We start from the raw sequence: 15613 nt of genomic DNA on the forward strand, positions 1-15613 counted from the left end.
CGAAACCTCTCGGGCACCATGTGCACGGTGCTCGGAAACCGGCACCGCCTCGGAGTCCCACCGGAGCAGTCCGGCCCCGGCAGGAACCGGAACGAACCGTCGACAACACGGGTTCCCCGGAAGGACCAACGATGACCGCCCCAACGCAGGACGTCCACACCGAACACCTCGGTTTCCCCGCCGGAACCGTGCGCTACCACCGCGCGGGTGATACCGGCCCGGCCGTCGTGCTGCTGCACGGCGGGGGCGTCGACAACGCGCTGATCAGCTGGCGACACACCATCGCCCCGCTGGCCGCGGACCACCGGGTGTACCTGCCCGACCTGCCCGGGCACGGGGGAAGCAAACAGTGGTCGGGCACCCTCGGGCAACGCACCCTGGAGGAGGTGCTGCGCTGGCTGCTCGACAGCTGGGGGGTCTCCCGGGCGGTGCTGGTCGGCAGCTCCGTGGGCGGCAGCGCGGCGGTGGGATTCGCCCTGCGCCACCCCGAGCGGGTGCGTGGGCTCGTGTTGACCGGCTGCGAAGGACTACGACACAGCCTCCCCAACCAGCTGGGTACCTACCTGCGGACCCGCGTCAGACTGCCCGACCGGACGGTGACCCGGCTGCTCGCGCTTCGTCGTGAGTTCTGCGGGCTTCTCACACGTCGACTGCTGTACGCCCCCGACCAGCTGTTCGACCGGGAACAGCTGTTGACCGAGCTGCACGCCGAACTGCGTGAACGCACCGGCCTGCTCTCCGGCTGGTACTCCGAGACCGTGGGCAGCGGCCACATGCGCGTCAACCACCTGCCCGGAGTGCACGGACTCCGCTGCCCCACCGTGCTCGTGCACGGAGAACACGACTCGTGGATCCCCCTGGCCACGGCGGAGAAGGCGGCGCGGGCGATCCCCGGATGCGACCTGCGGGTGATCCGCCAGGCCGGTCACTGGTGCCACCGGGAAAAGCCCGGCGAGTTCAACGGGGCACTACGCGAGTTCGTCAACCGCCTGGGCTGAGCAGCTTCCGGCCGAGCCCGTCTGCCCGGAGAGGACGGCGGTGGCGAACCTCGGCCGTCCCGTCAGATCCGGGTGCGTCTCGACCCCGGTCAGCGTAGGCCGCCGGTGCAGCAGGGCGGCCACCGCCCCGCCGTGCGTCTCGTCGTGCTCCATGCCCAGCAGTCCGCCCGGGCGCAGCAGTCCCTCCGCACGGGCCACGACGTGCGGCACCAGTTCCAGGCCGTCCACCCCGGCGAAGACGGCCGCGTGTGGGTCGTACTCACCGACCTCGCGGGGTACGGGAGTCCCCTCCGGGACGTAAGGGGGGTTGCACACGACGAGGTCGGCGGTTGCCGCGCACTCGGCCAACAGATCCGGATCGGTGACGTCCCCGGCGACCACCTCGATCGGGGTGTCCCCGAGCTCCCGTCGGAGGCCGGCGTTGTGGTGTGCCCACTCCAGGGCCGCCCGGTCGTTGTCCACGGCGATCACCCGTGCGTCCGGGCGCTCGTGCGCCAACGCCAGGGCGAGCGCACCGGATCCGGTGCACAGGTCGACCACCACCGGATCCCGGCGGTCACGCAACCAGCTCAGCCCCCGCTCCAGCAGCCACTCGGTCTCCGGACGTGGCACGAACACCCCCGGCCCCACGGCCAGCGTCACCCTCCCCAGGGCCGCGGTGCCGGTCAGGTGCTGCAACGGCACCCGCTCGGCACGACGCCGGACCAGCTCACCGAGGGAGTCGACCACGGAGGGTTCCACCCGCGGGACCATCACCAGCCTGGTGCGTTCGATCCCGAGCAGGTGGGCGGCCAACATCTCGACCTCGGCACGGGCGGAGGGGACACCGGCGGCGTCGAGGACACGCTCCCCCTCCAGGAGCGCCGGGCGCAGCGGGCTTCCGTTCACGGGCGCGTGCCGGACTCCCGGAACGTGCGTACCCGAGCGCTCCGTCCCGGCCCCGGTACCGGCCATGCGGGACTCATCCTCCGTTCGCCATCCGCTCACGACGGTCCGCCTCCCGCAGCGCCCCGAGCACCGCGTCGAGCTCTCCGTCCAACACGTGGTCCAGGTTGTAGGCCTTGAAGTTGATCCGGTGATCCGAGATGCGGTTCTCGGGGAAGTTGTAGGTACGCACCCGCTCCGAACGGTCCACGGTGCGCACCTGGCTACGCCGGGTCTCGGCCACCTCCCGCTCGGCCTCCTCCTCGGCCATGGCCTGCAGCCTGGCCCGCAGCACCTGGATGGCCCGCGTCTTGTTCTGCAACTGGGACTTCTCGTTCTGGCAGGCCACCACGATCCCCGTGGGAAGGTGGGTGATCCGCACCGCCGAGTCCGTGGTGTTCACGCTCTGCCCACCCGGGCCGGAGGAACGGTGCACGTCGATGCGCAGGTCCTTCTCGTCGACCTCCACCTCGACCTCCTCCGGTTCGGGATACACCAGCACCCCGGCGGCGGAGGTGTGCACCCGCCCCTGGGACTCGGTGACGGGAACCCGTTGGACGCGATGCACGCCCCCCTCGAACTTGAGCTGGGCCCAGACCCCCTCCAAACCGGGCTGGCCCTTGGACTTCACCGTGACGATGACGTCCTTGTAACCGCCGAGTTCGGACTCGGTCGCCCCGAGGATCTCGGCATGCCAGCCCTGCCGTTCGGCGTAGCGCAGATACATCCGAAGCAGGTCACCGGCGAACAGGGCGGACTCCTCCCCGCCCTCGCCGGACTTCACTTCGAGCACCACATCCGAACCGTCCCGGGGATCGCGGGGAGCCAACAGTTCCGCCAGCCTGTCCTCCAGCTCGGGAATCCGGTGTTCGAGCTGCTGGGCCTCCTCGGCCAGCCCGGGATCCTCACCGGCCAGCTCCCTGGCCGTGGACAGATCGGACCGGGCCTGGTCCAGCTCCCGCGCCGTCCGCACGATGGGCGTCAGTTCGGCGTGGCGTTTACCGAGTTTCCGCGCCTGAGCCTGGTCGGCGTGTACCTCCGGGTCCGCGAGCCGTCCCTCCAGCTCGGTGTACTCGGCGAGCAACTCCTCGAGCCTCGACGTCTCCACGGTGCTCCCCACTTTCACTACGAGTCCGACACGGCTCCCCGCCACGGGCGGAGCCCACGGGTGGTGCTCCGCGGGAACCCGGCCGGGACCACCGCCCCGCCTCGGGAACGAGCCACACCGGCTCCGGGGAGGTGGCTTCTCGGACGCCGGGAGACGGAGAAAACCACCGCCTCCCGGCGTATTCACCGTCGCCGGTCCCACGGCGGAAGCCGAGAACGGCGCCCGCCTTCCGGAGAGGCGGGCGCCGTGGACTCGGTTCACTTCTTGGTGCGGGCGTTCTGCGGACGACGACCGTAGCGAGCCTCGAACTTGGCGACACGACCGCCGGTGTCCAGGATCTTCTGCTTGCCCGTGTAGAACGGGTGGCAGTTGGAGCAGACCTCGACGTGGATGTGTCCGTCCGTCCTGGTGCTCCGCGTGGTGAACGTGTTACCGCAGTCGCAGGTCACCTGCGTTTCCACGTACTCGGGGTGAATGCCGCTCTTCATGCTCAATCCTCTCCTCGTGGCACCGGGTCCTCGCGGTGTCCCGGAGGTGAACCGGCACCGGAACGGGTCTCGATTCTGCCAGACCGAGACGGCTGACCTGCAACGCAGGGTAGACACCCGGTATTCCCGACGGCCCGCCGGATCCGCCCACCGTGACGGCGACGCGGCGCTGCCGATGCCGGTCACCCGCACACCGGACGAACTCCCCCGCAGGGGACCGAACCCACTTCGGCCCCCTCGGCCGCCGCCCCGTCGTCGGGGTGACTCCGGGTGCCGCCCTCGCCGGAGAAGGGAAACGACACCGGTCCCGCCCGGAGGGCCGGTGGCCCACCGGGGAGATCGGTCACTCCTCCTCCTTACCCGGCGTGGTCTTGGCCACCTGGGTGAGGAACTCGATGTTGGTGCGGGTCTTGCGCAGCCGGTCCTGCACCAGCTCCAGCGCCTGTTGACTGTCCAGCGCCGCGAGCACCCGGCGCAGCTTGTGATGCACGGCCAGCTCGTCCGAGGACATCAGCAGCTCGTCCCGGCGGGTACTGGAGCTGTCGACGTCCACGGCGGGGAACAGTTGCTTGTTCGCCAGCTTGCGGTCCAGCTTGAGCTCGGCGTTGCCGGTGCCCTTGAACTCCTCGAAGATGACCGTGTCCATGGCGGAGCCGGTCTCCACCAGCGCGGTGGCGAAGATGGTCAACGATCCACCGTTCTCGATGTTGCGTGCCGCACCGAGGAAACGTTTCGGCGGGTACAGCGCGGTGGAGTCCACACCACCCGACAGAATGCGTCCCGAAGCGGGTGCCGAGAGGTTGTAGGCACGGCCCAGCCTGGTGATCGAATCCAGCAGCACCACCACGTCGTGTCCCATCTCGACCAGCCTCTTGGCTCGTTCGATGGACAACTCGGCGACGGTGGTGTGGTCGGAGGGCGGACGGTCGAATGTGGAGGCGATCACCTCACCCTTCACCGAACGCTGCATGTCGGTGACCTCCTCCGGCCGCTCGTCGGCGAGAACGACCATCAGGTGGCACTCGGGGTTGTTGACGGTGACCGAGTTGGCGATCGACTGCAACACCATGGTCTTGCCCGCCTTCGGCGGGGAGACGATGAGCGCGCGCTGCCCCTTGCCGACGGGCATGACCAGGTCGATGACCCGGCTGGTGATGTTCTGCGGTTCGGTCTCCAGCCGCAACCGCTCGTTGGGGTACAGCGGCGTCAGCTTGTGGAACTCGGCGCGGCGCCTGGCCGCCTCCGGCTCCAGGCCGTTGATGGCGTCGACCCGCACCAGGGGGTTGAACTTCTGCCGCTGCTGTTCGCCCTCCCTGGGCTGACGCACCACGCCCTTGATGGCGTCGCCTCGCCGCAGACCGTACTTGCGGACCAGTGACAACGAGACGTACACGTCGTTCGGCCCGGCCAGGTAGCCCGAGGTTCGGACGAAGGCGTAGTTCTCCAGCACGTCGAGGATGCCTGCGACCGGCAGCAGCACGTCGTCCTCGCGGACCTCCGGCTCGTTGTCCCCGCGACCGCGGTTGCGTCGCCGGTCACGGAAACGCCGGCTGCGTCGTCCGCCGCGTTCGTCGTCCTCCTGCTGCCGCGAGTTGCCGTTGTCCCCCCGGTTGGAGTCGGTGCGGTTGTCCCTGCGGTTGTCCTGCCGGTCACCGCCGCCGTCACCACCGCGGTGGGAGTCGGAACGGTCCCCCCGGTCGTCGGAGTTCTGGTCCTGCTGACCGCCGGAACGTCCCGAGGAACGGCGACGCCGGTTCCCTCGACGTCCGTCCTCACCGGAACCGTCCCCCGAGCGGCGCGAACCCCCTCGGTTCGGGGCGGAGCCGTTCGAACGCCGGTCGGAGCCGGAGGTTCCCTCGGTACTCGGAGCGGAGGAGTCCGTGCCGGAAGGCGCCGAGTCGGCGGAGGCCGTGCCGGACTTCTCCCCGGCGTGCTGCCCCTGGGAGGCACCTCCCTTGTCCCGGCTCTGGGGCTCCTGCTCAGCCTGCTGGTCAAGAGTCGGCTGCGAGTTCGCGGACGAGTCCGACGACCGGGCTGCCGAGTTTCCCTGACGTTCCTTGATCGCGGCGATCAGATCGCCCTTGCGCAGGCCTGTGGTGTCAATCCCCAATTCGCCGGCGAGCTGCCGTAGTTCGGCCAGCACCATTCCGGACAGGCCGCCTCGACGACGTGTGTTGCCGTTGGCCCCCGAACCGGAAGCTGCCTGTTGTGACGACTCGGACTCCTGCCCGCCGGAAGGGGAGACGCCGTTGGCCGTCTCGCTGCTCAACAGATCGGTGTTGCTCACGAATGTCCTTCCTGACCGGATCCGCGCCTCCTACGCGGCCCAGCGGATTCCCCGCTCGCTACGAACACGAGCGGCCTTGTAGTGCTACCGGCCCCTGTGTCGAATGAACTCGACGAGGACACCCGGCGCGCGTGGTGTCGGCACCCACTCGAAATCCGGCAGCACCGGGCAGCGGAGGCGCCTGACTCGCGCACCCCTGGTGATATCACCCGCCCACGGGACAACGACCACCTACCGGGTTGATCTTGACCGTGTTCGCTCACCACTCGTGGATGCATGCCTCACTGCCTGACCGTTACCGGATCCACCGAAACGACCGATGTCGACGGAACCGGCAGCACACGCCCGGAGAATGGCCCGGCGCGACCGCCAACCACGGTGACCGGGACCTCGCGGTCTCCACTGTGGCCACCGAAGTTATTCGCGAACGCCGTGCGGAACCACAATCCGTAACGCCAGAGCTCCCAGTCCGACACCGGCAACTACGTGAAGTTCGACTCGACGAAACGAACCCCTTGAGTTGACAACTCCTGACTCGGTCACCGCGATCGGCTACCCGCCGTCCTGCTCTCCGTCCGGAAGACGCAGTCGGTTCACAGCGAGGGATGCGTCCCGGGACGAAATCCCGGGCAGAGCACCGGCGCCGATGCGCCCGGTGACTGATTGACCTTGAGGGTATACGCCGAGTCACTCCGGTGCAACAACCAAGAGCATGACACGCCCACGGCGGAGCGCCCCCTGCTCGATCGGGATCCTACCGGATCCCCTGCCGAATCGTGGGCCGGTCCCGACGGAAGCGAGGCTTCGACAACCACGATGCCGACACCACCTTTATACCACTCGACTCTCACACGACGCCCACCCCCACCACCGGGAGACGCCCCGGAAGAGAACCAGGTCAACGGGCTACGACCACCCACGAGGAGAAGTCACGGCCCGTGGGAGTCACCGCACGGTGCGCACCCGCGCACCGGACCTGTCCACTCCCGGTCGCAGCACGTCGAAACCCTCCACGGCCACCCCGGGGGGAATATCCCCCGTGGGAGGCAGTGCCAACACAGTGGGACCCGCTCCCGAAACGGTGGCGGCGACCCCGTTATTCCGGAGTTCGCGCAGCAGTCCCAGGCTTCGTGGCATGGCCGGTTCCCGGTAGTCCTGGTGGATCCGGTCCTCCGTGGCGACGTGGAGCAGGTCGGGTCGGCAGGTGAGCGCGTGCACCACCAGTGCTGAGCGGCCCGCCGTGAACGCGGCGTCCGCATGGGGAACACTTTCGGGCAACAATCCCCTCATCGTGTGAGTCGCCGACTCGGATTCGGGAACGAGAACCACCGGCACCAATTCCGGGTGCGGCTCCAGACGAACGGATCCATAACGATTTTCCGCAGTGAACGCGATGACCAGCCCACCGAGCAGGCACGCGGCCACGTTGTCGGCGTGCCCCTCCTCGGCGGCGGCCACGTCCACCATCTCCGCGCGTGTGCGCTCGGAGTGAACATCGTGGCCGGCGAAGTGGTAACCGGCCGTGACCCCGGCGACGATGGCCGCGGCCGAGGAACCGAGTCCACGCGCGTGCGGCACGGAGTTGAAGCACCGCATCTCGACGGCGGGCGGTCGCACCCCCAACCGTTCGAGAGTGCGGTGCAGCACTCGCACGACCAGGTGCTCACCGTCCGTGGGAACCACACCCTCACCGGCACCGGTGACCTCGACACGCGCCGTACCCGGCCGCCCCTCCACGACACCGACCTCCACGGTGTCGTACAGCCCCAGCGCCATCCCGAGCGTGTCGAACCCCGCCCCGAGATTCGCGGTGGAGGCCGGAACGGTGATCCGCACCCGCTCCGAAGCCTCCGTGCTGTCCTCCGTCACACGAGCTCCAACGCCGTCGCCACCGCCTCGGGGTCCACCGGAAGCGAACGCACCTCGGCCATGTCCGCGAGCGCGGTGTCCGGGTCCTTGAGACCGTGGCCGGTGACGGTGCACACCACGGTGGAGCCCACCGGCAGCCTTCCCTCCTCGGAAGTGGCCAGCAGCCCCGCGACGCTCGCCGCCGAGGCCGGTTCCACGAAGATCCCCTCCCGGGAGGCCAGCAGCCGGTACGCTCGCAGGATCCGCTCGTCGGAGACGGCCGAGAACAGTCCTCCCGACTCCGCCCTGGCCGTGACGGCCCCGTTCCAGGAGGCGGGGCTGCCCACCCGGATGGCGGTGGCCACGGTCTCCGGGTCCGAGACCGGCTCCCCCCGCACCAGGGGGGCCGCCCCCGCGGCCTGGAAACCGAACATCGCCGGAGCCCGGTCGCTGCGCCCCTCCGCGAGGTAGTCGGAGTAGCCCGCCCAGTAGGCGGTGATGTTGCCCGCGTTGCCCACCGGCAGGCAGTGCACGTCGGGAGCGGTGCCCAGGGCGTCGCAGATCTCGAAGGCGGCCGTCTTCTGGCCGACCAGACGCACGGGGTTGACCGAGTTGACCAGCGTCACCGGATAGCTCGCGGCCGTCTTACGGGCCAGTTCGAGGCAGTCGTCGAAACTGCCCCGGACCTGGAGGATGCGCGCTCCGTGCGCCACGGCCTGGGCCAGTTTCCCCATGGCGATCTTGCCCTCGGGAACCAGCACGGCGGAGCCCATTCCCGCGCGGGCCGCGTAGGCGGCGGCCGACGCCGAGGTGTTGCCGGTGGAGGCGCAGATCACGGCACGCATACCCGCCGCCCTGGCGTGGGTCATCGCCACGGTCATCCCCCGGTCCTTGAAGGAACCGGTGGGGTTGGCCCCCTCCACCTTCACGTGGACGCTGCATCCGGTCAGTTCGGAGAGGTAGGGGGCGAACACCAGCGGGGTGTTGCCCTCCTGCAGGGTGACCACCTCGGCCCCCTCCGGAACCGTCACCCGGTCGCGATAGGCCTCCACGATCCCCGGCCACCCCTGACCGGGACGCGCGGCGAGAGACGTTTCCGAGGTCAAGACCGTTCCCCTTCCACCCGCATGACACTGACGACCTCGTGCACCGAGGGCAGTTGCGCGACCTTCTCCACCGTGCTGCGCAGCGCGGCGTCACTGGCGGTGTGGGTCACCACCACCAGGCTGGCGTCCGCACCACGCCCCTCCTGACGCACCACCGAGATGCTCACGTCGTGTTCGTTGAACGTCGCGGCCACCTGGGACAGCACTCCGGGCTTGTCCGCGACGTCCAGGCTCATGTGATAGCGCGTCGGGGTGTGGTCCATGGAACGCGCCGGGAGCTGGGCGTGGGCCGACTCCCGGGGCCCCTTGCCGGAGACCACGACGTTGCGGGCCGCGGCCACCAGGTCCCCCAACACGGCGCTCGCCGTGGGGGCACCACCCGCACCCTGACCGTAGAACATCAGCTGTCCGGCGGACTCCGCCTCGACGAACACCGCGTTGAAGGCTCCCGAGACCCCCGCAAGCGGGTGCTCCCGGGGAATCATGGCCGGATGCACCCGCGCCGAGACCGCTTCCGTGCCGTCCTCGTCGAGGACCCGCTCGCAGATGGCGAGCAGCTTGACCGTGCGGTCCAGCGCACGGGCGGCCTGGATCTCCCCGGAACCCACTCCGGAGATGCCCTCCCGATGGACGTCGGAGGCGGTCACCCGGGTGTGGAAGGCCAGCGAGGCGAGGATGGCCGCCTTGGAGGCCGCGTCGAAACCGTCCACGTCCGCCGTGGGATCGGCCTCGGCGTAACCGAGCCGCCCGGCCTCCTCCAGGGTTTCGGCGTAGCCCGCCCCGGTGGCGTCCATCGCGGAGAGGATGTAGTTGCTCGTGCCGTTGACGATGCCCATGACACGGTTGATGCGGTCCCCGGCCAGGGACTCCCGCAGCGGCCGCAGCAGCGGGATGGCCCCGGCCACCGCCGCCTCGAAGTAGATGTCGGCGCCGTTCTCGTCGGCCGCCGCGTACAGTTCGGAGCCGTGTTCGGCCAGCAGCGCCTTGTTCGCCGTCACCACCGACTTGCCCGCCCGCAGCGCCCGCAGCAGCAGCGAACGGGCGGGCTCGATACCTCCGATCAGCTCCACCACCACGTCGGCGTCACCCTCCACGAGGGTCGCGGGGTCGGTGGTCAACAACCGCTCCGGAACCTCGGGGTGTTTGTGGGGACGTCGCACCGCCACACCGGTGACGTGCACCGGAGCACCGGTTCGGGCAGCGTACTCGGTCGGGTACTCGTGCAGCAGGCGCACCACCTCGGTGCCCACCGTGCCGCACCCCAACAACGCCACCCTGATCGGTTGCCGCTCCTCGATCACTCACACCTCCAGCCGAAGCAGGTCGTCCTCGGTCTCCCTGCGCAGCAACAACCGCGACTCGCCGTCGCGTACCGCGACCACGGCGGGTTTGGGGAGCCGGTTGTAGTTACTGGCCATCACGTAGCAGTACGCTCCCGTGGCGGCCACGGCGACCAGGTCGCCCGGGGCTATATCCTCGGGCATCCAGCTGTCCCGCACCACCACGTCACCGGATTCGCAGTGTTTGCCCACGATGCGGGACAGCACTCCGGGAAGTTCCCCCTCCCGGGAGACCAGACGACAGTCGTAGACCGCGTCGTAGAGCGAGGTCCGGATGTTGTCGCTCATTCCGCCGTCGACACTGACGTACCGGCGACAGGCCCCGCCGTCCAGCTCGACGTCCTTGATGGTGCCCACCTCGTAGAGGGTGACGGTACCCGGCCCGGCGATCGCCCGTCCCGGTTCCACCACGATCCGTGGCGGGGTGATGCCCGAGGCGGCGCACTCCCCGCGCACGACCTCGTTCAGCCGCTCGGCCAGTGCCGCGGGGGGAAGCGGGTCGTCGGTGGGGCTGTAGGCGATGCCCTGTCCGCCTCCCAGGTCGATCGTCGTCACCGACTCCAGTGCCTCCGGGCCGTGTTCGGAACGCAGCTCGGCCAGCAGCCCGAGAACGCGGTGGGCGGCGAGTTCGAAACCGTCGTCGTCGAAGATCTGCGAACCGATGTGGCTGTGCAGGCCGACCAGGCGCAGTGAGTCGGACTTCAGCACCCGCCGGGCCGCCTCGGCCGCGTCCCCCGAGGCGAGGGAGAAACCGAACTTCTGGTCCTCGTGGGCGGTGGCGATGAACTCGTGGGTGTGTGCCTCCACGCCCACCGTGACCCGGATCATCACCGACTGCCGGAGACCACGTTCGGCCGCCAGGTGCTCCAGACGCGCGATCTCGTGGAACGAGTCGAGCACCACCGAACCCACCCCGGCGTCCAGGGCGGCGGCCAACTCGGCCGAGGACTTGTTGTTGCCGTGCATCGCGATCCGTTCGGGAGGGAAACCGGCCCGCAACGCCACACCCAGCTCACCGCCGGTGCAGACGTCGAGGCCGAGTCCCTCCTCGTTGATCCAGCGCGCCACCTCGGTGCACAGGAAGGCCTTGGCGGCGTAGTGCACCGCCGCGGGATCACCGAAGGCCTCGGCGTGCTCCCGACACCGGGAGCGGAAGTCGTCCTCGTCCAGCACGAAGAGGGGGGTGCCGTAGCGCTCGGCCAGTTCGCGGACGTCGTTGCCCGCCAGCGTGGTCACCCCGTCCGCCCGGCGGGCCGCGTTGCGCGGCCACACCGCCGGGTTCAGGTGGTTCACCTCCTCCACGGAGGACGGAGCTGCGGGTCCGGAACTCGGCACGAGCACGTCCGCGTGCCGCGGACCCGCGGGATGGGCGCGCATGATGCGCCTCCTCTACATCTGTTGGGGGGCACTGACACCGAGCAGGGACAACCCGTTGGCGAGCACCTGACGGGTGGCCTCGCACAACTGCAGACGGGCGATCGTCAACGGACCCGGCTGGTCGTCACCCGGTTGCAGGACACGGCAGGAGTCGTAGAACCGGTGGTAGGCGGTGGCCAGTTCCTCCAGGTAGCGGGCCACCCGGTGTGGCTCGCGCAGCTCGGCGGCCGAACGCACCACCCGGGGGAACTCGCCGAGGGTGCGGATGAGGTCGCCCTCCCGCTCGTGCGTGAGCAAGCCCAGGTCGGCCTCGGTGACCCCACCCCGCGCGATTCCCAGGGAGGCGGCGTTGCGCTGCAACGAGGACAGCCGGGCGTGGGCGTACTGGACGTAGAACACCGGGTTCTCGTTGGTGTGCTTGCTGATCAGGTCCAGGTCGATGTCCACCGGCGAGTCCACCGAGGAGCGGACCAGCGAGTACCGCGCCGCGTCGACGCCGACCGCCTCGACGAGGTCCTCCAGCGTGACCACCGTTCCGGCGCGTTTGCTCATCCGCACGGGCTCACCGTGGCGGACGAGGTTGACCAGCTGCCCGATCAGCACCTCGACGGAGTCCGGGTCGTCGCCCATCGCGGCGGCGGCGGCCTTCAGACGCGGGATGTAGCCGTGGTGATCGGCCCCCAGCATGTACAGGCACAGTTGGAAACCACGTTCGCGCTTGTCCCGCAGGTAGGCGATGTCCCCGGCGATGTAGGCGGGGGCCCCGTCGCTCTTGACGACCACCCGGTCCTTGTCGTCGCCGAACTCGGTGGAACGCAGCCACCACGCGCCCTCCGCGTGGTAGAGGCTGCCGGACTCCTTGAGCTGTTCCAGGCACTCGGTGACCGCGCCCGAGGAGTGCAGCGAGTCCTCGTGGAAGAACACGTCGAAGTCGGTGCGGAACTCGTGGAGGCTGCGCTTGATCTCGTCGAACATCAGGCCGACGCCGATGCGGCGGAACACCTCGTCGCGTTCGGCCTCGGGAAGGTCCAGGGCGCCCGGTTCGCGACGGAGGACCTCGGAGGCGATCTCGGCGACGTAGGCACCGCCGTACCCGTCCTCGGGGACCTCCTCCCCGCGCGCGGCGGCCACCAGGGAACGCACGAAGCGATCGATCTGGGCCCCGGCGTCGTTGAAGTAGTACTCCCGGGTGACCTCCGCGCCCTGGGCACGCAGGATGCGTCCGAGCGCGTCCCCCACGGCGGCCCAGCGGGTGCCGCCGAGATGGATCGGCCCGGTGGGGTTGGCCGAGACGAACTCCAGGTTCACGCGCAGCCCCGCGTAGAGGTCGCCGGAACCGAACTCCTCAGCCCGGGTGAGCACGTCGCGGACGATGGCTCCCTGCGCGTCGGCGGCCAGGCGCAGGTTCAGGAAGCCGGGACCGGCCACCTCGGCCGAGGAGATCTCGTCGCGCTGTGCCAGGGACTCGGCCAACCAACCGGCCAGTTCACGCGGGGCGACCCCGGCCCGTTTGCCGACCTGCATGGCGAGGTTGGTGGCGTAGTCACCGTGTTCGGGGTTGCGGGGTCGCTCGACCGTGACCGTCTCCGGCAGCACCGAGGTGTCCACCCCTCGGGCGGACAGCACGTCTACGGCGGTCGTTCGGACGAGTTCGGCAAGCGCTGCTGGTGTCACCCGATGCAGTCTAAAAAAGCAATCCCGCTGGTTAGCCAGCGGGTGCCACCGGAAGCGCTCTCCGCGAGCCCACGGAGCACCACTCTTTCCAGAATATGGGAAACCGGACGGGCGCCCGCGCGGAAGCCCGCCACGGGGAAAGGACTGTCGGCCACGCGTGTGCACCCCGGCGGGAGCGAGGAAGACGCAAGGCCGGTGCGCTCCGAAAAGATCCGCACCCCACCCCCTGGGTCCGGCCGCCGAGCCGGTGGGCTAGACTGTTGTCAGCTCACAACGGGCACGCCCTCGTAGCTCAGCGGATAGAGCACCGCCCTCCGGAGGCGGGTGTCGCAGGTTCGAGTCCTGCCGAGGGCGCACAGGTCACCTCCATACGCGCCGGATCCAAGGGCTTTCGTGGGACACATGCGCACGGCTCATCCGGATCTTCGCGATTGAGAAGCGCGGCCTCCGGCGGCGAGTACGATGTTGCCGAGGATGAGCGCACAGCCGAGGAGCTGCAACAGCGTCGGACGTTCACTGAGGAAGACAGCTCCGAGAACGAGGGCACCGACCGGTGTCAACAGGAGCAGCAGCGCGCCGGCATGGCTGGGTAACTGAGGTAGGCACACCGCGAGGAGCAGCCAGCCCAGAACCTGGCCGCACACGGCCACGAGTAACAGCCATCCCAGCGCTGCCCAGCCCGGAGCGAGATCGACGCCCCGCCACACGGTTCCCAGCACCACTGATGCCACCGCCGCCGAGGTGATCACCACCACGTACGACGACACGGTCTGCCCACTGTGTCCTCCACGGCGCAGCGGGAACAGGAAACCCGAGTAGCACAGCGCGGCCAGAAGGACGGGACACACTGGCTGGTCAGGGCACTCGGCGCGGTGCTACTCGGAGCAATCCGGGATCCTTCGTGGTGTGGGCCATCCCCGCGTGCGCGGGGAGCACGTCCCGGCCGTGTCCTCCAGACTGAACACCGCAGGACCATCCCCGCGCCTGCGGGGAACACGCAGACCCCGCGTCACTGCTCATGACCGATCCTGGTCCATCCCCGCGCCTGCGGGGAACACCGAAGCTGCGGTGGGCTATCTGCGTACCGCGCAGGTCCATCCCCGCATGCGCGGGGAGCACTATCTACACCTGTACGTCAGTGACCCCCACGAGGGACCATCCCCGCATGCGCGGGGAGCACACTGATTTGGCCAGGGACGCCGACGTTTATTTGGGACCATCCCCGCATGCGCGGGGAGCACTATCTACACCTGTACGTCAGTGACCCCCACGAGGGACCATCCCCGCATGCGCGGGGAGCACACTGATTTGGCCAGGGACGCCGACGTTTATTTGGGACCATCCCCGCATGCGCGGGGAGCACCCAAACTATTCCTTTTATCAATCTCCCACAATAGGACCATCCCCGCATGCGCGGGGAGCACTCATCAACGTTTTCACTTTGCGTGCGCGTGCGCGGACCATCCCCGCATGCGCGGGGAGCACGACTGAGATGTCTTGGCAGACTTACGGCGAGAAGGACCATCCCCGCATGCGCGGGGAGCACCCGCTCGCGGTTGGTGACCTGCGACAATGATCCGGACCATCCCCGCATGCGCGGGGAGCACACTTGGTGACCTGCGATCTTAACAGCACTTTCCCGCTGTGGGAATCACTTTTGATTCGAAAAACAACGGAGCTCGGTACCAGTATCCGGGTTGCCATGCGATGCGGGTGGGGCGGGTTCCGGTGTGACACCGGATGCTTGCCGCACTGCCGGGTGCGGACACTCCGCACCGTCCCGGACTCTGTCGGAGTCGGGGGTGCTTCTTTCCTGGTTACAGGGACCAGCGGGCGGCGCTGTCGGGGTGGTCGATCCAGAGCCGTTGCCGGTGTTCGGCAACGGTCAGCCCCAGCCGCGACCACCCGGGTTTGCCGTGGGTCAACCAGCTCCGGTGGGCCTCCTCGACCGGAGCCCACAGGTCGGTGGGGCCGGTCCCGGTAACCCCATAACGACCGTCGTCGGAGGCGGTGAGGCTGATCTCGACAGCCGACCCGTCGGGGGCACTCATCGTGGCCGCCGCCGGTTGCCGGGCGTGCGGGTCGAGGCGCGTGCCGATCGTGACGCCGTGGGGGAGGCCGTGGAACTCGGCGAGCAGCCAGACCACGCGGTTGTCCCCCAGGGGCTGGGTGGCGTGGTGGTGCGGCGTCCTCCGGACTCCCCGAGCAGTGTCCGGATACCGGCGGCCACGGTTCGGCGACGGTCGGGGCGGCGTCGCCGAACCGTGGTCACGGGGCCCCCGCCCGGCCGGGGCGAGAGTGGGGAGGAATCCCGGCCGGGCGGGGCGAAACGGCCCCGGTGCCGGGTGGAGGCAGGCACCGGAACCGTGGACCAGGGGTTACAGGCGGCGCAGCCCGGCCAGCACGCGGGCCAACAGCGCCCGATCCGGAGACAACGACAGCTCCGGGCTAGGCTCGGACTGT

The 15613-nt window shown here is 69.3% G+C and carries 12 protein-coding genes, 1 tRNA gene and 1 CRISPR repeat array; of the genes, 2 read left to right on the forward strand and 11 right to left on the reverse strand.

Annotated elements, in window-relative coordinates:
- Positions 1–131 precede the first annotated feature (131 nt).
- Entirely contained in the window at positions 132–998 is an 867-nt protein-coding gene (locus ACTMO_RS0113535) for an alpha/beta fold hydrolase (protein ID WP_019855230.1), read from the forward strand.
- On the opposite strand, the gene prmC is transcribed toward ACTMO_RS0113535, so the two are convergent.
- From prmC to argS, 9 genes are all read right to left on the reverse strand, one after another.
- Positions 969–1886: a peptide chain release factor N(5)-glutamine methyltransferase gene (gene prmC / locus ACTMO_RS21060; protein ID WP_051099300.1), complete on the reverse strand. Its 918-nt coding sequence runs from the start codon at positions 1884–1886 to the stop codon at positions 969–971. The genes ACTMO_RS0113535 and prmC overlap by 30 nt on opposite strands.
- Positions 1887–1959: 73 nt before the next feature.
- On the reverse strand, positions 1960–3030 hold the full coding sequence (gene prfA / locus ACTMO_RS0113545; protein WP_026449219.1) for a peptide chain release factor 1: 1071 nt from the start codon (positions 3028–3030) through the stop codon (positions 1960–1962).
- A gap of 257 nt (positions 3031–3287) precedes the next feature.
- Positions 3288–3518, reverse strand: coding sequence for a 50S ribosomal protein L31 (gene rpmE / locus ACTMO_RS0113550; protein WP_019855233.1), 231 nt, complete (start codon positions 3516–3518; stop codon positions 3288–3290).
- Positions 3519–3861: 343 nt separating this feature from the next.
- On the reverse strand, positions 3862–5805 hold the full coding sequence (rho, locus tag ACTMO_RS0113560) for a transcription termination factor Rho (RefSeq protein ID WP_019855235.1): 1944 nt from the start codon (positions 5803–5805) through the stop codon (positions 3862–3864).
- A 945-nt stretch (positions 5806–6750) separates the two neighbouring features.
- On the reverse strand, positions 6751–7674 hold the full coding sequence (gene thrB, locus ACTMO_RS0113565) for a homoserine kinase (RefSeq protein WP_019855236.1): 924 nt from the start codon (positions 7672–7674) through the stop codon (positions 6751–6753).
- Positions 7671–8759, reverse strand: coding sequence for a threonine synthase (thrC, locus tag ACTMO_RS0113570; RefSeq protein ID WP_019855237.1), 1089 nt, complete (start codon positions 8757–8759; stop codon positions 7671–7673). Before thrC ends, thrB begins: the two co-directional genes overlap by 4 nt.
- Positions 8756–10060 carry a homoserine dehydrogenase gene (locus ACTMO_RS0113575; RefSeq protein WP_019855238.1) on the reverse strand — a complete coding sequence of 435 codons (1305 nt, stop codon included), beginning with the start codon at positions 10058–10060 and terminating at the stop codon, positions 8756–8758. Before ACTMO_RS0113575 ends, thrC begins: the two co-directional genes overlap by 4 nt.
- Complete coding sequence (gene lysA / locus ACTMO_RS0113580; protein WP_019855239.1) at positions 10061–11476, reverse strand: diaminopimelate decarboxylase; 1416 nt, start codon at positions 11474–11476, stop codon at positions 10061–10063.
- Positions 11477–11488: 12 nt separating this feature from the next.
- Entirely contained in the window at positions 11489–13150 is a 1662-nt protein-coding gene (gene argS, locus ACTMO_RS0113585) for an arginine--tRNA ligase (protein WP_026449221.1), read from the reverse strand.
- A 281-nt stretch (positions 13151–13431) separates the two neighbouring features.
- On the opposite strand from argS, the gene ACTMO_RS0113590 reads away from it, so the two are divergent.
- Positions 13432–13504, forward strand: a tRNA-Arg gene (locus ACTMO_RS0113590).
- 59 nt (positions 13505–13563) lie between these two features.
- Here ACTMO_RS0113590 and ACTMO_RS21065 read toward each other — a convergent pair.
- Positions 13564–13998 (reverse strand): EamA family transporter, encoded by a 435-nt coding sequence (locus ACTMO_RS21065; protein WP_019855241.1) that lies wholly within the window; start codon positions 13996–13998, stop codon positions 13564–13566.
- Between the two features lie 243 nt (positions 13999–14241).
- A CRISPR array of direct repeats spans positions 14242–14757; the repeat unit is 28 nt; unit sequence GGACCATCCCCGCATGCGCGGGGAGCAC.
- Between the two features lie 210 nt (positions 14758–14967).
- Complete coding sequence (locus ACTMO_RS0113600; protein ID WP_019855242.1) at positions 14968–15297, reverse strand: hypothetical protein; 330 nt, start codon at positions 15295–15297, stop codon at positions 14968–14970.
- Positions 15298–15613 lie beyond the last annotated feature (316 nt).

Source organism: Actinopolyspora mortivallis DSM 44261, assembly GCF_000384035.1.
Classification (GTDB): Bacteria; Actinomycetota; Actinomycetes; order Mycobacteriales; family Pseudonocardiaceae; genus Actinopolyspora; species Actinopolyspora mortivallis.

Excerpts from the sequence above, each read along its gene's own strand:
- ACTMO_RS0113535 (WP_019855230.1), top strand. The coding sequence starts at position 132 with ATGACCGCCCCAACGCAGGACGTCCACACCGAACACCTCGGTTTCCCC.
- rpmE (WP_019855233.1), bottom strand. The coding sequence starts at position 3,518 with ATGAAGAGCGGCATTCACCCCGAGTACGTGGAAACGCAGGTGACCTGC.
- lysA (WP_019855239.1), bottom strand. The coding sequence starts at position 11,476 with ATGCGCGCCCATCCCGCGGGTCCGCGGCACGCGGACGTGCTCGTGCCG.